This is a genomic window from Actinomadura sp. GTD37 (genome assembly GCF_041951365.1).
Classification (GTDB): domain Bacteria; phylum Actinomycetota; class Actinomycetes; order Streptosporangiales; family Streptosporangiaceae; genus Spirillospora.
This window is the reverse complement of sequence record NZ_JBGNUS010000001.1, coordinates 584,175-607,273: the sequence shown is the minus strand read 5'-3', so window position 1 is coordinate 607,273 and position 23,099 is coordinate 584,175. Positions and strand designations below refer to the sequence as shown.

Annotated in this window: 15 protein-coding genes; 6 read left to right on the top strand and 9 right to left on the bottom strand. The window is 64.4% G+C overall.

The window, feature by feature from the left end:
* Nucleotides 1-112 precede the first annotated feature (112 nt).
* The gene (locus tag ACA511_RS03005) at nt 113-2,059 is read left to right on the top strand and encodes an ATP-dependent endonuclease (protein WP_375022460.1); all 1,947 of its coding nucleotides are present in this window, start codon (nt 113-115) and stop codon (nt 2,057-2,059) included.
* Entirely contained in the window at nt 2,050-3,507 is a 1,458-nt protein-coding gene (locus ACA511_RS03000; RefSeq protein WP_375022459.1) for a UvrD-helicase domain-containing protein, read from the top strand. Before ACA511_RS03005 ends, ACA511_RS03000 begins: the two co-directional genes overlap by 10 nt.
* Nucleotides 3,508-4,164: 657 nt before the next feature.
* On the opposite strand, the gene ACA511_RS02995 is transcribed toward ACA511_RS03000, so the two are convergent.
* From ACA511_RS02995 to ACA511_RS02980, 4 genes are all read right to left on the bottom strand, one after another.
* On the bottom strand, nt 4,165-4,731 hold the full coding sequence (locus ACA511_RS02995) for a hypothetical protein (protein ID WP_375022457.1): 567 nt from the start codon (nt 4,729-4,731) through the stop codon (nt 4,165-4,167).
* Between the two features lie 226 nt (nt 4,732-4,957).
* A complete protein-coding gene (locus ACA511_RS02990) occupies nt 4,958-6,499 on the bottom strand; it encodes a relaxase/mobilization nuclease domain-containing protein (protein ID WP_375022456.1) in 1,542 nt (513 codons plus the stop codon).
* The gene (gene mobC / locus ACA511_RS02985) at nt 6,496-6,936 is read right to left on the bottom strand and encodes a plasmid mobilization relaxosome protein MobC (protein WP_375022455.1); all 441 of its coding nucleotides are present in this window, start codon (nt 6,934-6,936) and stop codon (nt 6,496-6,498) included. The genes ACA511_RS02990 and mobC overlap by 4 nt, the downstream gene beginning before the upstream one ends.
* Nucleotides 6,937-8,165: 1,229 nt before the next feature.
* Nucleotides 8,166-8,735: an ATP-binding protein gene (locus ACA511_RS02980; RefSeq protein WP_375022454.1), complete on the bottom strand. Its 570-nt coding sequence runs from the start codon at nt 8,733-8,735 to the stop codon at nt 8,166-8,168.
* A gap of 307 nt (nt 8,736-9,042) precedes the next feature.
* On the opposite strand from ACA511_RS02980, the gene ACA511_RS02975 reads away from it, so the two are divergent.
* From ACA511_RS02975 to ACA511_RS02960, 4 genes are all read left to right on the top strand, one after another.
* Nucleotides 9,043-9,891 (top strand): helix-turn-helix domain-containing protein, encoded by an 849-nt coding sequence (locus ACA511_RS02975; RefSeq protein WP_375022453.1) that lies wholly within the window; start codon nt 9,043-9,045, stop codon nt 9,889-9,891.
* Complete coding sequence (locus ACA511_RS02970) at nt 9,884-10,108, top strand: DUF397 domain-containing protein (RefSeq protein WP_375022452.1); 225 nt, start codon at nt 9,884-9,886, stop codon at nt 10,106-10,108. Before ACA511_RS02975 ends, ACA511_RS02970 begins: the two co-directional genes overlap by 8 nt.
* A gap of 120 nt (nt 10,109-10,228) precedes the next feature.
* Entirely contained in the window at nt 10,229-11,428 is a 1,200-nt protein-coding gene (locus ACA511_RS02965; RefSeq protein WP_375022451.1) for a hypothetical protein, read from the top strand.
* The gene (locus ACA511_RS02960; protein WP_375022450.1) at nt 11,400-13,721 is read left to right on the top strand and encodes a phosphotransferase; all 2,322 of its coding nucleotides are present in this window, start codon (nt 11,400-11,402) and stop codon (nt 13,719-13,721) included. Before ACA511_RS02965 ends, ACA511_RS02960 begins: the two co-directional genes overlap by 29 nt.
* Here ACA511_RS02960 and ACA511_RS02955 read toward each other — a convergent pair.
* The 5 genes from ACA511_RS02955 to fxsT all read right to left on the bottom strand — a co-directional run bounded on the left by ACA511_RS02955 (nt 13,718) and on the right by fxsT (nt 23,049).
* Nucleotides 13,718-14,476 carry an FkbM family methyltransferase gene (locus tag ACA511_RS02955; RefSeq protein WP_375022449.1) on the bottom strand — a complete coding sequence of 253 codons (759 nt, stop codon included), beginning with the start codon at nt 14,474-14,476 and terminating at the stop codon, nt 13,718-13,720. The two genes, ACA511_RS02960 and ACA511_RS02955, sit on opposite strands and share 4 nt — an antisense overlap.
* A 188-nt stretch (nt 14,477-14,664) precedes the next feature.
* Nucleotides 14,665-19,110, bottom strand: a complete 4,446-nt coding sequence (locus ACA511_RS02950; RefSeq protein WP_375022448.1) for a hypothetical protein — start codon at nt 19,108-19,110, stop codon at nt 14,665-14,667.
* Between the two features lie 231 nt (nt 19,111-19,341).
* Nucleotides 19,342-20,067, bottom strand: a complete 726-nt coding sequence (locus tag ACA511_RS02945) for a tyrosine-type recombinase/integrase (protein WP_375022447.1) — start codon at nt 20,065-20,067, stop codon at nt 19,342-19,344.
* 15 nt (nt 20,068-20,082) lie between these two features.
* Nucleotides 20,083-20,685 carry a hypothetical protein gene (locus ACA511_RS02940; protein ID WP_375022445.1) on the bottom strand — a complete coding sequence of 201 codons (603 nt, stop codon included), beginning with the start codon at nt 20,683-20,685 and terminating at the stop codon, nt 20,083-20,085.
* 372 nt (nt 20,686-21,057) lie between these two features.
* Nucleotides 21,058-23,049 (bottom strand): FxSxx-COOH system tetratricopeptide repeat protein, encoded by a 1,992-nt coding sequence (gene fxsT / locus ACA511_RS02935; protein WP_375022444.1) that lies wholly within the window; start codon nt 23,047-23,049, stop codon nt 21,058-21,060.
* Nucleotides 23,050-23,099 lie beyond the last annotated feature (50 nt).

Genomic DNA, 23,099 nt, shown 5'->3' with positions numbered 1-23,099 from the left:
CGGTATTGCGACCGGCGCTTCCGTCCCCGGTGCGGGGCGCCGGTCGCGTCCGCGGGCCTCTCAGGACGGACCTCCCATTTCATCGCCAGTAGACCTCTTCACGGAGTCATCAGTGCACCTCAGCAAAGCGCGAGTCCAGGGCTTCCGATCGGCCGCGAACAGCGTGCTGGAGTGCCGGTTCCCAGGACCGTTCAGCGTCCTGATCGGCGGCAACAATGCCGGGAAGACCACGCTCAGCGATGCCCTCTATCTGGGGCATCGCGAGGTGTTCCCCAACCTGCCGCGGCCACCGGCCTCCACGCTCGGGCCGGCCCCGCGCACGATCGCCATCGAGTACGACTACGCGCCTGACGAGTCCAGCACCGGCCCGCTCGACCATCTGCTGCACAGTCAGACTGGTACGCGCAACTATGGGACGACAGCAGCGGCCTGGACCCGAACCCTGGTGCGCTCGCTAGGCAAGGTGCGGGCGGAGCACACGACACCCTCCCCGCTGGAGGACCGCATCCGATTCATCTATCTGCCTGCGCACCGCAACCCAGTCGACGAACTGGCGCGTCGCGAAGCCCGCGTGTTGGTGGAACTGTTGCGCGCCCAACAGCAACGGCTGACCGGTTCCAAGAACCTGGTCAATCTGCGCGCCCGCGCCTCCGCGCTGCTGGAATCGCTCGCAGGCAACGGGCTCATTCAAGCCGTCGAGGAACGCATCGACACCCACATGGCCGCCCTGTCCGCAGGGGTCAGCCGCCAGTATCCCTTCGTGCGCGGACAGGTCATCGACGACACCTACCTCGCGCGCGTGCTCGAACTCCTGATCGCGTCCATCGATGAACGGGTGTCAGCCAAGCGGCTAGAGGTGTCCGGGCTCGGCTACGTCAACCTGCTTCACATCGCAGTGACCCTTGCGGCCATCCCGGATACAGCGCAGCTCCCAGCCTCGGTGCCCGTGCTGGAGCTTATGGAAACGGGACTGGACGAGGCCGCGGACGAACCGAGCCCTGAGGACCTGCTCGTCCAGGCTGAGGTGGAGCGAGAGGCGGAGGAGGATTCCTTCTTTCCCTCATCCGCTTTCCACGCCACGATCGTCATCGAGGAGCCAGAGGCGCACCTGCATCCGCAGCTTCAGCACGGCCTGGCTCGATATCTCCGCGCGGTCGTCCAGCAGCGCCCCGAACTCCAGGTGATCCTCAGCAGCCACTCCTCGGACATCGTGACGGCCTGCCTTCCCGAAGAACTCGTCGTGCTGCGGCGCGACCAGGCCAGCGGAACCGTCGCCCGGTCCATCGCATCCATCCCGTTCAAGAGCGGGGAAGAGGTACTGCGTATGGCACGGCTGCACCTCGATACGACCCGGAGCGCCGCCCTGTTTGCCGAGCGTCTCGTCCTCGTCGAGGGCGTCACCGACGCAGCTCTACTGCGCCAGTTCGGCCGTGCCTGGGCCGGGAGAGATCCGGCCAGATCTGCGTTCGTCGAAGCACTCACCATCGTCGTGATCGGGACGAAGGTCGGGTCTTGGGCCGTACGTCTGCTTGCCACACGTGGCCACGAGTGCGCGGCCAAAGTTGCGATCTTGCGCGACAGCGACCAACCGGTCCACGAGATGCCGCGAGAGCCCGGTTGGCTGGCCGACCACGACCGGGACGTGGTCGGCTTCTTCGCCAGCCATCCCACGCTGGAGCCCGCAATCACGTTGAAGAACGAGACCGCCATCGGCGACGTTCTCACCAAGCTGGGCAAGCCGCTAAACAGCCCGATCACACCCGCCTCCGTCCATGCGCACTTCCGCGGCGCGGTCAAGGCATCCGATTCCGATGTCGTGCGGCCCGCCGGGCCAGCGGCCAAGCTGAAGGGCGAGTTCGCCATGCTGTTCGCGGACGAGCTGCGGCGGCGGCTGGACGAAGACGAACCCGTTCACGTTCCTGACCATATGATCGACTTGCTCGAGTTCCTTTACACCGAATCCCCTGGAGCCGACATGCCATTCCCCCAGGAGAGCGAAACGGATTCGGAGGATGCATTCACGGACGGTCTCTGGGAAGACGACGATGAGTGGACCTGACGGGGGGGCTGACGGACGAGCAGCTGACGGCAGTATGTGCCCGGGCACGGTGCACCTACATCGAGGCGGCGCCGGGTTCGGGCAAGACCACAGTCGCGGCAATGCGCTTCGGCCTGTACCGGTTCGCAGGTATGGCGGAAGACACCGTCGTCGGACTGAGCTTCACCCGGTCGGCGACGAACGAACTTCAGCAGCGTATCCGGCTTCGATGGGGCGCTAGGGCGCTGACCTGGCCGCATCGCGTCATGACATTCGACGCTCTGTTGGAACGCCTCCTCGGCCATGTCTTGGAGACGGGGCTGATCAAGTGGCCCGGCGGACTGACCTCGATCACGGTGAACGACACCTGGAAGGGCCGGGCGGAGCACAAGTGGGGTACCCGCCGCCCGACCCTCCTCCTGAACGGTCGTGACATCGCCGTGGGCACGCGACGGGCGCGGCAGGAGAACCATGTTGAGTACACCGATTTCGTCGCGCGGGTGACCGACGGCGAGTGCACTCACGACGAAGTCCGCGCCGTGCTGGACGCGGCGCTCGATCTGGAAGACGTCAGAGACGCGATCGCACGATTGCTCATCGATTCCATCGGCACGCTCATCGTCGACGAAATCTACGACGCGAATCAGCTCGACCTGCGACTGGTAGAACTCGCTTGTCTGTGGGGCCTCCGAGTCACGATCATCGGCGACCCCTGGCAGGCTCTCTACGGATTTCGCGGTGCGAGCCCGGACCTGGTTCCCAAGCTAGTGGCTGCCCAGGACTTCGTATGCGTACCTCTGACCAGGTCATTCCGCTTCAGCACGGACGAAGCCAGAACCCTGTCCGCAGAGCTACGCCAAGGCCATGCAGTCGCCCTCCCTGCAAAGGTGCCGGTGCAGTCGGATATCGTCCTGGCTGGTACCTGGAAGCTGTTGTGGGAGTGCCCGCACTCCGTTTTGCCCCTGTCGTTCGGCACACCCGAGACAACGAACGCCGCCGCGATCCTCATGCTGCTCAACCGGCTGACGACCACGGCACTCGGTCAGCGCGCCGTCTTCCTCCCAGACGCCCTGGCCGGTCTCGGCATCGATGAAGAGGCACTGAACCGGCTCGCGGATCCGCTGAGCGAAATCCTGGAATCAATGCGCGGATCGAGCGACATCGACTCCTCCTACGAAGCACTCATCCGGGTGATCGGCGGAGAGAGCACGCGGACCTTCAAACGAAAGCATCGAACACATACTCGCAAAATGGAGGCGATTCGGACCCGCCTACTGGCGAACGGGTCAGGCTTCGTCGCAGGGCTAACGGTGCATCAGGCCAAGGGCCGTGAGTGGAACAACGTTGGCGTGCGCCTGACAGAGAATGAGTCTGCCCTCCTCAGCACCGGGCTACGTTCCGGCCAGGAGAGTCACCGAAGGCTTTATGTGGCCCTGACCAGAGCCCGCCAGGCGACAACGGCCATCTGATAAGACTGGCTCGCCGACAGATTTCTTTGCCTGCGCCGACCTTCGGCGGACGACGTCAGCGCGGGCAGCGCCGCGGCCGAATCACCGGCAAGGCCATCGGCAGCGACTTGAAGGCCTGGCAGATGCTTCCACACCCGCCAGGTATTCAGTCGTGGTCAGCACAGCCAAAAGGCGGGGACGGCGTCGGGCGCCTCCGGGCCGGGCGCGCCGGGTCCGCCCCGGCGCGCGCCGCGCGCGGACTGCGCGCCAGGCCGCCAACGGCCAGGGCCGCGGCGCGTGGCCAGCGAGCTTGCCAGCGGGGTGCAGACGCCGGCTGATTCGGTCGGCGGCAACCGGCCCGACGCGGCCCCGGCCGGGCGCGTCACCGCCGGGCGCTCCCCGGCACCGAGACCAGCTGGGCCCGGTTCCGGCACCTCTCCATATCAAGCGGCGGCGAGTAGAGAAGTATCCATTATGTGGACACGCCCACAAGGCGTTGGAGGTCGGCGGTGACTACTCGATAGGTGGCGCCTATGCGGATGACCTTGCAGGGAAAGCAGTCTTCGCGGGCCAGCTGGTAGGCGCGGGTTCGGCCAAGGCCGAGGGCTCGGGCGGCTGTCTCGATGGTGGTTGTGGTGGGGAGGGCGGCGAGCTCCTCGTGGGTCATCGGCTCCATGCTCAGGCCTCCGGGGTGTTCGCGCGGCGAGTGCGGATGAAGCGGTTTCGTTCGCCGGCGGGAGGTGGTGCGAGGAGAATCGGATCGGTTATCGGTCTGGGGAAGTCGTTGGCCGCCGCTGCTACGCCTGCGTCGGCCACATGCGCTTCGCCCCCAATGGTTGGGGGTGCTTCGCGTACGCGGGAAGCGCGGGAGTGGATGGCGTTGATGGCCGATTGGGCTTCGCTGAGGGCCGCGCAGAGAGCTCGGGCGTGCTGCCTGGCTTCGGCTAGAGCTTGGCCGTGACGGCCCAGGACGTCAGCGAGGTCTTCGGCCTGGTCGTGGCCGAGACGGTCGGCTTGCAGCTCTCGGAGGAAAAAGCGGTTGATCTGGTCGAGCACCTGATCGAGGCCATAGGTGGCTGCGCTGAGGTTGCCGAGGATGGTGTACACGGTGCCGGGGAGGGTGAGACTCGGAGGGCCAGCCATGGCGTAGTTGAGCTGGCGGACGTGTTCGTAGAGGTTGCTCGCGAGGTCCGCCGTTTGGTCGTCGTTACGAGCGGCAGCGGGAGCCCGCCTGTAGTCGGTCATGTGAATGTGTCCTTGTAGATACGAGGTCCGCTTGGGGGCTGTGGTCGGTCATGGCTTCGCCTCTCTTGCGTGTTGGTCGGGAGGTGGTGCAGCACTACCTGCGTGGACGCTGCACCGATGCACTGCTTGCGCAGCGTTGACGCTGTTTACGCTCCGTTAGTATGCAGAGGCGCTGATCTTTGCGCCACGACCATGACGGCGTGGCGCCGGGGTTTGCGTGATCGGGTTACCGCGATGGGCCACTGCGGCGGTAAGGGTCAGGGGGCGTTGGTGTGGGAGCGCTGATTCGGTACGGGCTGTCTGCGAGCTGGTGGCTGAGAGGTATTGGAAAGCCCGTCGCAGCGAGGCGCGCCGCGTTCTGCTCCGCCGTGTAGTTCGATGGTGTTCGTGGCAGCGTTGGAGAAGGTGGCCGCGGAGTTGGTCGGCTGAGTCTGCTGAGCTGAGCGGCGGCCTTGCGGGCAGCAGCTGCCTGGGCAGCGCGTTGCTGCAACTGCCGGTGCTCCGCGATCGCCTCAATCAGGGCGGCGAGCTGCACAACCAGGTGGGATAGGACGCCGGCGAGGCTGGGACGGTTGCCGCGTTGTCCTCGGATACCGGATAGAGCCAGTGCTCGGGCCGCCGTGCGGAGGTTCGTGCCGTAGGGAGTCAGGGGTGGTTGGCGTCCGTAGGGTTCGCGAGCTGCACGGTCGTAGAAGTCGGCGGCACGGGCAAGTTCCCGGTTGCCTGTGAGGGCCGCAGTCACGTGCAGGACATCGGAGGTCGCGGCAGCCACGTCGGCGCGGACGGCCGGGTCCTGGATATGGCGCATCTGCCATGTAGCAGTCGCGGTGGCTCGGGCGGCCTGCTGGTAGGCAGCGGATCGCTCCTCGTGGGTCAGCTCCACCCCGCCGAAGGGCTGGCGGTCGAAGCGGTTGCCTTCCTGTGGCGCCAACCAGCGCTTGCGGAGTTTGGGGAGCGTTAGGTTGGCGGCGAGCTTTCCGCCGGAGAACCAGACTGGCTGGTTCTGTTTGTTGTTGTGATGCGGGAGCGCAACGGCGTAACCGGTGATCTCCCCGGGTGTTCGGGCACTATGGCGAACCTTCACCAGCACTCCGGCATGCTCGAGTGCGGCGAAGAAGTCGCCCTCGTTTTCGGCTCCGGCGGCTGCGGTGGCTACGTGCCGGCGGAGGGTGGCGCGAGGCGGCTCTGGCCAGTTCTGGCGGTCGGCGAGTTCTGTCTCGGCTCGGGTCGGTCGGGGTGCTGCTGTGCGGTCGGCGGGCGCGGTTCGGGTGAGGCCGTACCGTTCCTCGGCGAGGTGACAGGCGTCGGCGACCTTGTAGTAGTCGCGGTGGACGTTGGGGTTGCGTCCGTCCTCGCGCGCCAGGACGGCGACGAGATGGATGTGGTCGTCGGCATGCCGCACTGCGATCCAGCGACATGCTTCGTCATCGCCCCGCGGCGCGAACCCGGTCTGGTGCATCACCTCCTCGGCGATGTCGGCCCATTCGTCGTCCGACAGGGTTCGGTCTGTGGGGGCCGCTCTGATCGAGCACTGCCAGATCGGCAACGCCAGGGGCGTGTGTCGGAGAGTGTCGAGTGGGGAGGTCAGGACACCGACCAGGTGGCGGAACTCCCAGTCGCCTCTGGCGTCGGTGCCGGGTTCCAGTGCCATGGGGAGTCGGAAACCCGCGACAATGTGGGGATCGATGTGCTCGTTGCGGCGGCCGGCGCCGTAGAGGTAGGACAGCAGCCTTGCGACGCCCTGGCCGCGGGTCACCTTGCCGATCAACGCAGGAGCCGACCGATCTCGACAGATGAGGCGTCCACTCTGCGGAGGACGTTCTCCAGATACAACAATGCAGCAGTCAGTTCACGAGGCGTCTGCCCTGTCGCATTCGCGATGCGCGTCAGCTGATTGAGGTTCACTCCGATTCGGTTCAACTGTCGTGCGATGCCGCGTAGTTCTTCGCACAATTCTTCAGTCGGCTGCCGTCCCAATCTGTTCTGCCGGGTTGCTGCCTGTACGGTGTGGACGATGAAAGTTCCGTAGGCGGTTCCTGCTCGTTGGGCCGCTGCGCGTATTTCTGTGTACTCCTGGTCGCTGACTCGAAACCTCATCTCCCGGTCCCGCCGGCGCCCTCCGCCAAGCTGAGAACGTCGCTGCAGCTTGCGTGGCTGGTTGAGCTTCTCGTCGCTCGTCGCTCCACCTCCGATCGACTCGTTCAAGACCGCGCTCGGTCCCGCACCACAGAGTGTGCGCGGTGGATTTCCATTAATCCACAACGTGTCGCGACACGGCCCTACCTTGCAGCCTCTAATCACTGCAGCGATCAAATGTGCCAGCGCGTGACTCTCGATCCCTTATGCTGTTGCGGCGAGCCGGGGCGTGCCGCAGAGTTATGAATAATCCAGGTCTCCGAGATGCCGCTAACAGGCTAGCTCTCCTCGAATACAAAAGCGCCGTTCAACTCGCCGACGTTTCTTCTCTGGTGAACAGCAAGCAGGCATTGCGTCCCCCGGATGCGGTATACCTCATCGCCAGGACGGTCGACGGAGACGGCGAGTAGTACGGATTCTGGTACCCGATGGAGGCCAGCGGAGTTGGAGAGTGTCACCTGCGATGCGCTCAACCTCAAGCCCGAAGGTGATCGAATCACGCAAAGCCTTGTGGAGCCCGGGTTCCTGTTAGCCGCCATGGCCGTTCCTCATGGTCACGGCCCTCTACCGCACCCACCGCGTGTCAGCCGCAGGTCTGGTCACGGCTCCGAGGGGCCGGGAAAGCCGCCGCCCCGTAGCGGCGCTTCAACAGGGGTGAGGCGCCACCTTCGATTGTCCTGTAAGGATGCGATGGCAACTGACCAGGACTCGACGGAGGAGTCTGCTACGCCGACGGCGAAATGCCGGGGCAGTGCGTCGGGGCTGACCTGCTGTGGAAGGCGCCTTCCTTTCCGGCATGGCCCAGGTCCCGTCCGCGGCCCGAGAGGCCGGTCTCTCGCCCTGGACATGGCGGTCTCCGACACTCCAGGTGTTGGAGCGCTCAAGGATCGCATCGAGGCGTCTGGCGAGGTCAAGAGCGGTCTTCGCCTCGACCAGCTGATCAGGCAGCAAGGCCCAAAGGGAGCCGGTGTACTCGCCCCAATAGATGCACAGGTCGGGGTAGCGCCGCCGTAGGAGCTCCACGGCCTGGTCGAGATCGGTTTCTTCCGCCAGTGCGCGGTTCCATGCAGCGACAGGCGCCACAGGGAAGCCGTTGGGACGGAGGGCGTGCTCGCGGAAGGTCATGACGTCACCTCCAGAGCGAACGCGGCAAGCGCGCTCGTCAGGTGATGGATGGCTCATGGGTGTCGTGCGGCCGGTGAATTCCGGGGTGAATCAGCCACCGACCGCACGACGGGCCGGCCGGGGGATGGCCGGCAAAGGACGCGCACCATGGGGGTGCGGTGCGCGTCCCGGTCTCAGCGGTTGATCAGGGCCCACACGGCGTGGCCGTCGGCGCAGTCGTACTGACCGGTCTCGTCGGCGTAGGCGTCCGCCAGGATCAATCCGCGTCCATGCTCAGCGGGGTCGGCTTGCTCATCGGCACGAACCGGGACGGGTCCATCGTCCAAGACCGTGAGGCGCGTCTGCTGGCGGCCGATGCAGAGTTCGACCCTCATCCGACCGCCGGGCATCCCACTGGCCGAGTGCCACAGCGCGTTCGTGCCGTACTCGCTGACGATCAACTCGAACGCCTCGGTCAGTACCGCGTCGTCAACCAGCAGCAGGCGAACCCAACGACGCAGCAAAGACACCGCGTCGGGCACGCCCGGGACGTCAACGTGCCAAACGTGACCGTCCCAGTCGTCCTCGGCGTTTGTTCCGTCAGCAGTGGCCTGGCGCGGGGTTGACGTACTCGAGGCGACCAACGCGCCATCCGTGTCCGGCACGACGGACAGGATGTCGCCACCCGCCGTCCCGAGGGGCAGCGAAGGCCCCTCGGCGTTCTGGAGATAGGGCGCTGCCAGCGCACTCAGAGCTATCCTCATCCATACCTCCCTTTCGAGGGTGAGGACGCGCGGCCGGGCAGGGTCTCCAATCCATGGCCCGGCCGCACGATAACCGCCGACACAACAGCTGCCGCGACCGCGCCCCGACCAGCTCTATCGAACTCGTCGGCCGTGGACTCGGGCCGTCTTGCCGCCGTCTCGCACACTGTGATCTATCGATCGCAGTGCGTTGCCGTGCCATAGTGACTCTGTACAGTTCATGATCACAATGACTTCGACGGTTTTCGCTTGAGAAGTTGCTGCAAGGCCCTGCTCTTGGCACCCCGAGGAAGGCAGACTGCCGCTCATGGTCCAGCCACACAGTCCAACGGTTCGTGGCCGCCGTCTCGCCAGAGAGCTGCGCGAACTACGTGAGCGTGCCGATCTGCGTCCCGAGGACGCCGCCCAGCGGCTGGGCTGGAGCCGCCAGAAGGTCATGCGGATCGAACGGGCCCTCACCAAGGCCAGCAGTAACGACCTCAGTGCGGTGATGGATCTCTACGGCGTCACCAGCCCCCAACGCGACGCCCTGCTGCAACTCGCCAAGGACGCTTGGAAGCGCGGCTGGTGGACGGCCTACCGCGACATCTTCGCCGGCACGTACCTCTCGCTGGAGGACGAGGCATCCCAGATCCGCGAATGGCAGCCCCAGGTCGTACCTGGCCTACTCCAGACCCCCGACTACGCACGGGAGGTCGTGATGGCCTTCACCTCTGAAGCTGCGGACATCGAGCGCCGTGTCGCCGCGCGCATGACAAGACGATCGATCCTGAGCCGCCCCAACGCCCCCGAGCTTCACGTGGTTCTCGACGAGGCGATCCTGCACCGCCGGATGGGCAGCGCCGAGACCATGCGGGCCCAGTTCGACTCCCTACTCACCGACTCCCGCCGTCCGCACGTGGAACTGCGGGTACTTCCGTTCCATCGGGGACGGCATCCCGGCCTCAACGGTGGTTTCGTCGTCCTGAGCTTCGAGGTCGGTATCGACCCCGACATCGCCTATCTGGAGACCCCGGGCGGTGACATCTACCTGGAGTCCGAAGACGACGTCACCCGTCGTAGGGTGGTCTTCGACGAACTATCCGAAATGGCCATGTCTCCGGACGAGTCGGAAGCACGCATCGAGCGTGCTGCAAGGGAGATCACGGATGGGTGAGGACCCCCGCCTCGCGTGGCGTCGCTCCTCCTACAGCACCAGCGGTGAGAACTGCGTGGAAGTCACCATCTTGGCCTCTGAGGTCGCCTTTCAAGGCCGCGGTTATGCGGCCGTGCGGGACTCCAAGGATCCGGAAGGTCCCAAGCTTATCCTCGAAGGTCAAGCCTGGCGGGATCTCAGGCATCAGATCAAGGCTGGCACATTCGACCGGAGGTGAGCTGTCGACGACGTAGCGCGCAGTCGTCTCATAGAAGGCCCTCAAGGGTGAGGAGACTGCCAAACCAGACGGTCTGCAGGCGGCGTTGTCATCGGTGGTCGCGTGTGATCGGGTGTTCCGGTGAGCATCGATCAGTTCTTCGGCTACGGGCCTGAGGCGCCGTTCGCCACCAATGAGGTGTTCACCAACCGGGAAGAGCAGATCGGTCGATGTCATCGCTGGCTGATCGAGCACTCCGCACGTGAGTGGCCTGTCCCGGCGCTGATGAACTTCCAGCGGCCCGCGGTCAACATCCTCGCGGTGGCTGGAGAGGGCGGCATCGGCAAGTCCACGCTGACGCGTCACGTCGCCGACCTCGCGGTTCAGGGAAAGTTGGACGGGCTTCCGAAGAACCGGGCGTGCGCCGTCCTGGACTTCGCAGACCCCGACACCTCCAGCTTCGAGTCTCTGCTGTTGCGCGTCCGGGCCGGGTTGGGGCCTCTGGCGCGTAGCTGGCCGGCGTTCGACGTCGCGTTGGCCCTCTACTGGGAGCGCAAGCATCCAGGTGAGTCGCTCGCCGCCTTCCTCGGCAAGGGATCGGTGGACGGAAGGCGAGCAGCGGATCAGGTGAGCGGGACCGTCGACCAGCTCCTCGGTGGGTTCGGCGCGATCAGCGTCACCTATCAGGTCTTGGACAAGCTCGGACGCACCGTTGCGCAGAAGGCCAAGCTGAAGTCACTGCGTAACGAGCTGCCCGCGCTCGACCCGATCCTTGATGAGCCCGACCCCGACCGGATGCTCGGCTACATGCCCGTTCTGCTGTCGGCCGACCTGGAACGCGCCCGAGCCAAGAGGCCCGTACTCGCGGTGTGCGTTCTCGACACACTGGAGATCGTCCAAGGGCTGCCGTCCGAGCGCAGCGGCCTGGAGGACCTGGTGTCGCGGTTGGTCTACCTGATGCCGAACGTTCTTGGCGGCGAGCCGGTTGCCGCTGGGCTGGCACGACCCGGTCCGTGCCCTTGGACTGACCTACGGCGGCGCGCACCGCTGGCCCGATCTCGCCGGACCGGTCCAGCTCAGGCTGGACGGCTTCGACCCGGTGTCCGCGAACGAGTATCTGACGACCCGGCTGACCGTGGACGACCGCCCCGCGATCAACGAGGCGGTGCGGAACCGAATGATCGCCGGATCCGGCGGGTCACCCTTGTATCTGGACCTGTCAGCGAGCCTGTACGGGCAGTACCTCGCGCGCGGCCAGACGCCGCCCCCGGAGGTGTTCGGACTCGGGTTCCCCACGCTGGTACTGCGGACGATGAGGGACCTGTCGGAGACCGACCGTGACCTCCTGCGTGCCGCCGCGCTGCTCGAAGCGTTCGATGCCGACCTGCTGCAGGCGATGCTCCCGGGCATACGCCGCCGACGCATCGAGGCCTTCACCTCCCGCCCATTCGTCCGGCGCGAGGAGTCGGTGTGGCCTGCCTATCGGCTGCACGACAACCTGCGCCGCAGTGTCCTGGACTGCGACGCCCACACCCCCGATGGATGGACACTCGGCGAGCGCCGCGAACACCTGCAGCGCGCCATCAGCCACCTCGCGAAGGTCGCGCTGTCGATCTGGGACGAGGAAGAGTCGGCCTCGCTGGCTGAGCGGAGCCGCCGGACCGTCGCCGCGTTCTTACTGCTGTTGCGCGCCGCGATCGAGCACGAAGTACTGGCGCCAGTGCTGGCCGACCTCGCCTACAGCCTGAGCGTCGCCGGCCACTGGCAGGTCCTGGCGTCCCTCCCCGCACCGGACGCAGTACCCGAGCTAACGCGGCTGTCCGCCGTCGCCCGGCTGACCACCCGCGGCGACCTCAACGCTGAGGACCGCTACCAGGCGATGCTTAGGCTGGTCGGTGAGTGCGCAATCCCCGAGTCCAGCGACCCATTCGCCGACTACTACCGCTGGGAGCTGGGCACCCGCGCCCACGTCGCGGGACACCTGGACGAAGCGATCGGTCACCTGTCGGCGATCACACCCGACGGCTCGCTGATCGGCGCGAGCGCTCTGTTCGGCCTGGCCGACAATGCCCTTCGCCGCGGTGACTACCGGCAGGTCGCCGAACTGATGGACAAGGCCACCGACGAAGGCCTCGACCGCATTCGTGTCGCCGACATGCTCGGCCACACCTACATCCACAACGCCCGCTTCGCCGACGCGGCCCGTCTCTTCGAGACCACGCTGGAAGCCGCCCAGGCCGCGGGAATGCCGTTGTGGGAAGCCCGCGCCCTGCGCCACCTGGCCCTCGCACTGATGTGGTACGACCCCGACCGCACCCTCGCACTCGTCCCCCGCGCCCGCGACCTCAACTCCGCTGTTGGGGAACTGATCGGTGTAGCGCAGTGTGACCTGGCCGCCTCCATGGCCCACGCCCTGCGCGGCCAGCACGCACAGGCCGCAGATCTCTTGAACAGTGCAGCCCGCCAGTACGAAGAGCTCGGCGCCACCGGGGAACTCACTCCCGCGGAAGCCATCCGGGTACTGCAGTACGCCGCCGACGGACGCATCGACCAAGCCACGGCCATCGCCACGCGGCTTGCCGCCTCCGCCCAAGGTCCGCAACCCGAGTGCCTACCCGTTTGGGTCCAAGTGACCAGCTGGTGGGCCAGCATCCCTGCCCCACGGGATGCGGCCTTGCAATGGCTGGACAGCACCGACACCGCCCTCCAGCGTTGGAAGGAGCCCCTAGACCGGCTTCGGCGCCAGCACCATAGTGTGTGCGCACCGCTGGACGTGGCTGACCGAGAGGCATTCATCCCCACCAACCGGCTACCCGGCGATGTCCTCGATCGCACTGTGCGGTCGGCGTCCGCCTCTCCGGCATTCGATGGGCCATCCGTCCAGCAAGCCGACGACGGGATCATCAACGGGGAACGCACCGTCATCAAACTCCAGCGCCGCGCCCACGAGCGCCTGGAGACCGCTCTGCACCTGGAGCAACTCCGCACCGCGACCGGCATCCCGGCCCCGCAGCTCCTCGACTACGGCACCGCCCCTGGCGGCACCTGGTGGGCTGTCCTCGAACGGCTACCCGGAACACACAACGATCACCCGACCTTCGAGCAGCAGCGTGCGCTGGGAAGCATGATGCGCTCGTGGCACTCGCACAGCCCGGCCGCCGGCCTGCGGCTGGACGACCCCGGTGCGCTCGGCGTTTTGCTCGGCTGGACACGTCGCGCCGTCCCCCACGCCTACCCCGCTATCGCCCAACGTCTCAGCGACGCCTGCGAAGCGATGCCAATGACGCCGATCCACGGGGACGTCGCCGTCGGCCATAACGCGCTGTTCGACGGCGACACCCTCACCGGCGTCCTGGACCCCGGCGCCGTCGAACAGGGCCCGCCGATGCTCGACCTGGCCTGGGCGCTTGCCGTAGACCTTCCACACGGCGGGTCGGCCGAACCACTCCTGGAGGGTTACGGCGAAGTCGACCGCGCGGCCCTGCACGCTTTGCTTCCGCTCATGCTGTTGCGCCGTCTCATCGACACCGTCGCCCTGGGACTATCCGACACAGACGGCCAGTGGATAGCCCGTCATCTGCGCGACAACGATCCAGACCTCCTGGCGCTAGTGGCAGAAGAGCTGAGCCTCTAAATCGCCAGGCCCAGCCGCACCGCCCATCGATACGGGATGTAGTTGTCCAGCACGTTGGCCGGCACCGACAACCGGTCACGGAGCTCAGGCTCGTCGTCACGCGCGTAGAACCGGTTCAGTCCGTCGAACAGCGCCAACTCATACCCCGCCGCCAGCACGCCTGGCTCCCACTCGTGATGGCTGGGACGCGAGGTCAAGGGCACCGTCGCCTCGATCACGATCGCCCTGGGGCGCCACACCGCCAGATCCGCCGAGGCCAATACGGACGCCTCAGCCCCCTCGACATCTACCTTCAACAGATCGAACTCGGGCTGCGCATAGTCCGACAGCACCGTCTCCAGCCGCATCACCTCGACGCGCAACTCCTCACACCGCCATCCATCGGCCAAGTGCAACGCCAGCACGTCCCGCTCCAGCGTGCTCAGGCCACCGCCGCCAGTCTTCCCCGGCCCCGGAACGATCCGGAAGAAGCTCGCCAGACCAGGCCGCTCCCCGATCGCCACGTCCAACGTCACATCACCCGGCCGAGCAGCCCGCAACCTCTCGAAGCGTTCGGGCAGCGGCTCAATGTTGACCCCGCGCCATCCAAGCCGATCCACCAAGTTCTTGGTCAGCGACCCCTGAACCGGGTTCCCGGCCCCAACATCCACGAAGAATCCACCGGGCCGGTCGCCGAAAGTACGCACCAACACAACGTCCTCGGCGTTCCCGCCATACGCGACCAGATCACACCCAGGGGGCAAGTTCGGCGCCATGTTGCCAACCCTAATCATGTCGCGCCCCCTCAGCCTCATAACGGATGCCTAGGAGGTGGATCTGAGCGACTCTGCTCACAGCGATGTAGTCAACCGTAGCAATCCACGCTTCCGCGTATACAGATCAGCCCTTCAGCCGCCTTAGCGTCGAGACGATCTGCACAAAGGAAGAATATCCGAAACTTCCTTCATTCAGTCCGAACGCTCCAGGCCTGAGGGCCGTCGTAACGGAATGCGAGCAAAGCACTGACCCTGCGATTTTCGTCGCTTCCTCGGTGCAGACCGGCGCGTTGCGGTACAAAGAATGCCTCAACACCTCGCCCAAAGTCTATTGTACCGGAGGCGGGCCCATTGATCCGGTTGACGCGCCCGGAAATGCGCGCAAGATGGCTTGGTGCAGGCCCTTCCCCTGACCTATCCCAGTCACGCAAATCTGTGTAGTGAACAAGTTTGCCAAGCTCCGTCCCCTCTCCAAGCCACTCGTAATCGAATCTACGGTTGCCAAAGAAGGCTGAACGTTCCCTGGAACGCTCAAGTTTGCGCTGATATTCAGGAATGGCACTGTCCTGCCCTTTAAGCACCCGAAGACAGGTAAGGACATAGTCATAAAAAAGCGCATTGCGATCTTTCTCCGCAGACGCCCATATCTCGACTAGATCGGCCGCACGGTCGACAGAGACTGGAATGAATCGCGCTGCCCAGAGCCACTCCAGGAGACTCGCGAAGTCGCGCGGGTCATCCCTGAGGTTGCTATCAAGAAGCTCCACAGCCTGTCGAATATCTCGCTGGCTCGCATTAAGCCAGCTGCCATGTCGATTTCGGTACGCCCGTGCGAGCCGACGCCTGATTGTCGGCTTATATAGGTCGGGCCGACCCAGTAGGCCGCGCCACCCCTGAAGAAGCGCCTGGTAATCGTCATAAAGCTTGAGGACGCCAAGCTCGGCTTCCTCGGCTGCGAAGGATGCGCGGTCGGCACCGCGAATCTCTCGGGCAGCGTCGATGCTCTCCTCTGCTTCCTCTAGGAGATCACGGTAAACACCCGTCGTTGGCTTGGCCAGGAAGGTCGCGTAAGTCCGCTCGCCCGACAGCTGGTAACCGAACTCGATAACGTCGACGCAAACTCGGGCCAGCGCAATGTGGCCATATTCGCTGGTGTCATCGAGCTCCGATGCCTCGCGGAAGGCGTTACGTGCAGACTCAGCCAAGTAGAGCACCGTGTTTTCTCGTTCAGCCTGACTGACGTCCTGGTCGGGTCGTTGGCGGATCAAGTTGCGCATCTGATTCCGGAAGATCATGCCGCGCATATGATGCAGCAACGCATCCCGTGGGGACAAAGAAATGGCCCTGTCCACGGCAGTGAGGGCACCCGCATAATCGTTATGGTCATAGGAGAGCAACCGTCCCAAATGTCCCCAAAAATGTGGCTCATGAGGGAACGCTTCGGTCAGCTCACGCATTACTTCCAATCGACCTGAACTGGACATGCTTTGCAGAAGTTCCGTGTATGTCCCGTTGCTACGCGGCTCGACTGGGTCGCGGTCATCACGCCGTGTAAAAAGGCGTCCAAGAATTAGGCTTATATCCTCGGGCAGATAACGCCCATAGACGGTACTCGCATGGCTAATTAGTCGCAGGCTCCACGAAGGCAGTCCAGCCCGCCAGTCTTCCCTTGAGGAAAGTCGCTCGGGCATAAGCAACTGTCGAAGGACTTCCTCGGCGATCAAACTGTGCGTCATCCGCCAAGTACCCGGCTCAGTCTCAGATAGCAGATCTAGAAGCTGGGCGCTCACCGACTTAGCCAGCTCGACAGGTGTCGATCTGGACAAATTCAGCAAGGGCGCGAACAGCTCAGCTGGAACCGCGATGCCGCTGAATCGATGCACCAGCGCAGTCAAGATGAGGATCTCACGTTCCTCTTCTCGCAGGCCGTTGAAGAACTGTCTAACGTAGTGGGGGACACCCTCAAAGTCGCTATCAAAAGCTGTCAACGCGTAAAAGAACGGGACATTGGTGGCCAAGCTACCGCCCGTCAGTGCGTACAGGGCGTCTGCTCGCTCCGGCACCATCTCGGCGAATCGTTCCGCCATCAAGACTCGCTCGTTCCGTCGTGTCATGGGGCCAAGCCGCAGGCCTCGCTGACTGGCAGTGCTCCCCCCATGGAACGCCTTCACACCGATTTCTGTGCCAGATTGGCCGTATCCTCGCCCCGTACGCCGGGCACTGATCAGCAGAACAGTTGGGATGCTCCTAGCCCGTAGCATGCCGAAAAGACGATCAAGGACAGATTCAGGAACCAACTCGACAATCAAGAGGACAGGCATACTCGATAGTTGGGCCAGATCGGCCACAGCCTCAGCGAGGACCACGTCATCGGAGACGGTACGCACGACGACAGTTGGATAGGTGTCCTTGATACGCCAAGCGATGCGTCGGGCAACCGTGGTGCCGCCGGCTCCTGGGGCGTGCCCGAGCATAATGCGCAGAGTGTCTCGCTGCTCCAGCGCCTCCGTCACTCGGACCAGCAGGTCGTCAGTGACGCGGCGCGGGACGTCGAGATCGAGGTCAAGCTCGAACCAGGAGATCGGCCTGCCCCGATAGAACGCCCCGATATCTGCATCCGCACTGTCGTCCTTGATGCCCACCTCTGAGTGCAAGAGCTCCGCGGTGTCTCCGAGCCGTGAGACGACTTCATCGGGCACCAGCATCGGGCCGTTTGTCGACGGCAACGTTGGCCGACGCTTAAGATCGCTAGCTACCGAGGTCGAACCAATTGCAGGCAGAAGCGCGCTCGGATCGCAGCGAACCACGTCAGCTGCATAGTCCGCGAGATCCCCGGCATCCGTATCGGAGACAACCACCAACCGTGCCCGGTCATCAAAGACGTCCAAAGCAGTCTCGCCGATGGCAAGTTGTGCACGCCCAGGCGAGCCGAAGCATGTGACGGTCACCGGCTTCGATGTATGCCGGGCAAGTGCTTCGAACGCATCGGTCACGAACCGCAGGTATCTCTTACGCCAAGCCCTGAGGTTCTCGATAGGATTGATGGGATTGGTATCGCTCAGCCCAGCGGCGGCGAGCCATAATGTACTCTTCTTGCCAAGAATCAGGTCCTGACCTGGAAGCCGAAGCCGGTGTGCCCGATTCGTATCTGAACTCGCGTTCGCCCAGCACCCGGCAACGTCCGTCTGGGGATTTATCTCGACGACCAAGTCCCAGCCCAGCCGCACGAACCGGGCGATTGCTTCATCATTGAGGGTACTCGAGTCAACCACTGCAATATTCGCGCTGGTTCCTGACCAGCGCCCGCAGGCCTCAGAAAGTTCCTCGATGGCCTCCACCACATCCACCGTAGCGGCAGGGTTAACACCAAACGTCAGTAGCGGAACATCGCCCGCTGGCGCCTCAATGCCGCGCCCGGCGAGAAACCTCCCGAGGGCGTCACACGCGAGCTGATAGGCCCATGCTCTTATGATCGGGTTAAGTGGGCGAATTGCAAAAAGCAGTGCGTTCCCAGAAAGTGAGAGCAGCTGCGCGTCCTGCCAATCGTCAAGCATGTCGATCTGCCGCGCATATTTTTCACCTGCCTCGGCGATATCGTTTGCTATGTCACATACGCCTGATACTTGCAGTCGCGCAGGGGCATCCATTGTCGGATCGATAAGGAAATCCGCAATAGCTTTTCGCTGCACCTCGGTCATCTCAGCCACTTCTGTGATGACACAGGAGAGCAATAGGTGAACCGGGTCCCGACTAAGTGGAGCCGCCGGAGAATATGCGGATAGATCGATGAGCCGGTACTTGTCAACCTCGGGATGCGGGCCGACTGGTAGGACGATATTGTCTGGGTGCAGGTCGCCGTGCGCCTTGCCGTAAAGTGCGAGGATATGCTGGCCAGCCGAACCGTCCCACGCTCTATCTTTGATCCATGCTGCTGCGTTGGGGGATATGCGTTGGGGTGACGTATGCACCCAGTGGGGGTGATCAGTACCTTCTGATGCAGGAGCGTAGGTAAGTTCTCTAAGGAGGTCGTCGAACGGACCGCCAGCTGTCAGCCGCCCATCGAGGTGCTCAGCCAGGAAATCTGCTGGTGTTTTGTTCACTATGTCGGGAGCGGGATTCCACTCGGCCAGGACGGAGGACGCGACCGAAGCCGCTAGGGTTGGCAGTTGGCGGCCACGCAGGGTCGATAGACCCCGCACATTGCGCATGCTCCCGCCAGCAATCTCCTGGAACATGACCCACCAACCCCCCTTGCTGGTCTTCACCGGGGCGATGGGCTGCTGGACCAGATGGCGCGCCGCAAACGCCTGAGGAGCATCCTCCAGCGCTTGTTGGTGGCGCACCGGTTCTTTGCTGGTCGTCTGGCCCGGCGGACAGACCTTCATAACGACCTTGCGCGTGCCCAGTCGGCCACTCAAAGCGACGGACGCGACCTGGGCGCCGCTTCGTCCAGGGATCAGCCAGCGATCGAAAATGATCTTGGTGTCAAACCTACCCTGCCAGCCGATCAGTGTCTTCGTGACTTCTGGTGGAAGTGCCTGTAGCAACGCCGGGCACAGTTCTGGCTCTTGCTCCCCGGGCGAGTTGGGGGCCGCCGACGGTTCAGACAAGGTTCCCTCCACCAGAGCCACCACCGTGCGGATGTCGGACGCGAGAACAACTTTAGACGGATAGTACGACGCTCGTCCCGGCTATCCAGCGTAGAGGTCCCCTCTCAGCCACAAGGCGTGTGCGGACGGTGAGTCGCGGTCAACACCACTGTCACAGCCTGACGAGGCAGCAGAAGTCGGCAGCCTCGACGCACCGGCATGAAGAGAAGCTACGCCGGCCGCACATGAGCAGACCAGGTCTTATAGGCATGTGCGCTACCGCGTTCCTGACCTGCTCCGGGTCTTGGCTAGGGCTTCAAGAGCTGTTTCGTCGGCGTCTGGGAGGGTGTGTAGGTAGCGCTCGGTGGTGGCGATGGAGGCGTGGCCGAGGCGTTCTTTGACTATCTGGAGGTCGGCGCCGCCGTTGAGGAGCCAGGAGGCGTGGGCGTGGCGTAGGTCGCGCATGGTCGGTCTGAAGTCGAGGCCAGCGGCGGCGATGGCCGGGTACCAAATGTTGCGGCGGAACCAGTCGTTGGGGATGTGGCCGTCCGTCATGCGTGTGCGGAGGGGGCGAGGGTTGTCCTTGCCTTTGGAGCGGCGGCCGGCTCGGTAGAGGGCGAAGGCGCCGCGACAGTAGTCGCAGCGGCATCTGCCGGCGGTGTAGGCGCTGAGGGTGCCGTGGTTGTAGGTACGGCCCTTGTCGTTGGGCTCGGTGCGGCCGAGGGTGGCTGGGTCGGGGATCTCGGTGATGCGGGCGCGGGGCTTGTCTTGGGGCGGCATGTGGAAGAGGAGGTCGTCCTGGGTAAGTCGCGCCGTCCTGATGTGGTCTTCGAGTTTCTCGGCCATCTGGGTGCTGATCTTGAAGCGGCGGTACTCCTTGTCCTTCGGGTAGTCCTTGACCAGGAAATGGCCGCCGTCCGGGTGGAACTTCGGGTTGAGCTCCACGACCGTGCGGCTGACCGTGAGGATGCGGGTTCTGAGGTTGAGGTCCTTGGGACGCAACTCGCTGAGTTCGCCTCAGCGGAGGCCGCTCTCGATCTCGGTTTCGGTGAGGAGACGGAAGGTCCCCTCGGGGAGCGCGTGGTAGATGTCGTCGAACTGCTCGGGCGTGACGATCTTGAGCGGCTTGCGGACGACGGGCGGGGCCTTCACTCCGCGGCAGGGGTGAAGGAACGTGACCTGGTCCTCCAGCGCCGTGGTGAAGATGGCACTGAGGATGATTTTGGTGCAGCGGATGGTCACGGGCGTCATGCCTTGCTTCTTGAGCTTGGCGATCCATGCGCGGACGTGCTCGGGAAGGATATCAACCATCCGCATACGGCCGAACTCCGGCATGATGTGCTTGTAGATGGTGTAGGTGTACCCCGATCGGGTGCTGGCCTCCATTTCGTGGTTCGGGAGCCAGGTGTCCTCGACGTAGTCTTTGAAGCGCTGCCTTCCGCGTGCGGGTTCTCCGGTTCTGCCTTCAGAGACCTTCACTTCGGCGCGTTGCCATGCTTTTTCTGCTTCCTTCTTGCTCGCGTAGGTTCCGGCCGATCTCCGCTGGCCCCGGATGTCGTCGTAGTAGGCCGTGTAGCGAGGCTTGCCGTCCTTGCCCACTCTCTTGCGCGTCTGCCCCATGGGGCTCCCCACCTCCCAGGCTTGATCATCTGACCCTCGTTTGACCCCGGACTATGAATGACAGCGGGATCCTAGCCACCACTCACTGACAACAAGGCAGGCCATCTACCTGGGACTTTACCGCGAAACGTGGTTGATCGCTCGTCCAGGTCTGTGCATGATCATCGGTTCGGGACGAAGAGGTCGTGGGTTCAAATTCCGTCACTTTGACAGTAACGGCCAAGCCAGAGAACTGGTTCCCGTCACCAACGGATCGGCCTTTAATCGTTCGGCTCGTGACCACGCTCACCGGAAGGGGACTAGCCGACTGGAGTTGGTCTCTTGCCGACAGCGAAGATATTCAGACCGGATGACCGTCGGCAGACGGTCCCGTCAGTTGTCACGCTCGGGTGATCGGGCGGCGAAAATCTGGAGATCATGTTCTGATCTGCGGGTCTCGGGATGGGAGTCGCCGAGGACTCCGCGCTGCCAGCGCAGGGTGTCTTGCAGCAGATTTAGCGCTCGTGCCTGGTTGCCGAGAAAGAAGAGGTCCTTAGCGAGGTTGCGAGCTGAGCGCAAGGTGTCGGGGTGTCCGTCACCGAGGATGCTGCGATGGCGCTCCAGTATGTCCTCGTCCAGTTCACGGGCCCGCTGGTAATCGCCCAATCCACGGGTTGCGGCCGCCAAGGCGAAGGCGGCGCCGAGTATCGCACGATGGTCGTCACCGAGCACTCGCCGGTGGGCGAGCGCCTCTTGGCACAGGTCGCGTGCCTGCTGGAATTCACCTAGCTGGGTGAAGGTGAAGGCCAGATTGTTCCCCGTGAAGACAGTGTCGGGATGGCCGGCGCCGAGGACGCGGCGCCGTCGGTCCAGGGTTGTTTGGCCGACTTCGCGGGCCCCCTCCAAGTCGTCCAGCCAGTACAACGCCCTGGCGAGGCCGTGTGCCGCGCGCAAGGTGTCCGGATGCTCAGAGCCACAGGTGCGCGTCCAGCGTTCCATCGCTTGGCCGGCCAGTGTGTGAGCGGCGGAGGCGTGGCCGGATTCGTTCAGGTACTCGATTTGAGTGCCCAGCAGAGTTCGGAAGCCTGTGTCCTCTGCGGCGTGGATCTCGCTCGCGAGGTGCGTGCTGAGGCATTGGACGTGGGGAGTGAGCCCTGCCAAGTCGGGCCACGCCGCCGGGTCTCGGGGATTGCCCTGCTCAACGGTGGCCAGAAGCCGCTGTGCGCCCGTCAAGGTGGTCGGGCGCTCTTCGTCGTCCAGCGTGCTGTGCACGAGTGCCTGCACCAGCCGATGTACGAGCAGAGTGTGGTCTTGGTGTCGCACCAGGCCGAGCCGTGCCGGCATCCGGACCAGCTGCAGCGTTGTGGCAGTATCGCCGAGGCAGACCCCAAATCGGTTCGAGCCGCACGTCAGGGGGAGTGATTCGGGGGCGAGGAAGGCCAGCTTGTCGATCAGCGCCCTGGCGTTCGGATCGATCGCCTGCAGCCGCGCGCGGCCGGTGCCGACCATCGCGGCGAGACCCGGATGGCGTTCCAGTGTGGGGTCGTCGAGACCTGCGGCGACGGGTTGAGAGGACAGGAGGCCGAGGAAGGCGGCGGCGTCCAGACCGGTCTCGGCGAGAAAGCACCCGGCTTGTTCTACCGCGAGCGGGAGATGGCCGAGCGCCTCCGCGACGTGATCCAGGTCTTGGGACGAAAGGGAAGCGTGTGCCTTCAGTAGTTCGAGAGACTCCTCATGGGTGAACTCGGTGACCTCGATGGGCTCGGGCAGTCTACTCAGGGCCACTGCACGTCCAGTGATCAAGAGACGGCCGCCGCTGCGCGGGCGCAGCCGAGCCATGACGGCCTCGTCGTCAGCATTGTCGTAAACGAGCAGCCAGTCGTCACGGTCGGCCAGTAAGGTCCAAAGCTCGGCGAGCATCGCATCCGGCTGTGCTGTGACCGGAACGCCAAGTCGCTGGGCGAGTGCGAGCAGATCTGTCGTGGCAAGCGTTACGCTCTCGGCGTTCACCCACCAGAGCACGCCGTACTCGCGTGTGTAACGGTGCGAGTATTCCAGCGCAAGTTGGGTCTTCCCAACTCCGCCGATGCCCTGCACCGCCACTATGGCGGTCGCTGCGCGATTCAGAGTGCTGGACCGTACCCGGCGATGGATCAGCTCCAGCAGCGACGCCCGGCCTGTGAAGTAGAGATTGCGAGCCGGCAGGTTGGAAATCCTCGCTGGACGCGCGCCACGAAACGATCGTCTTGTCTCCACAGCGACCGCGATCACGACTAGGAGCCCCGTCACCACCCATGTGGCCTGGGCCCACCACCGCGTCTCCACCTTTACCGTGCTGGTAGCGAGGTTGCCCACCAACCCGACCGCGATCGGGACCGTTGCCACCGTCAACGGCGATACCACTCGCCAACTTCGACCGGCCATGCAATCAGGAT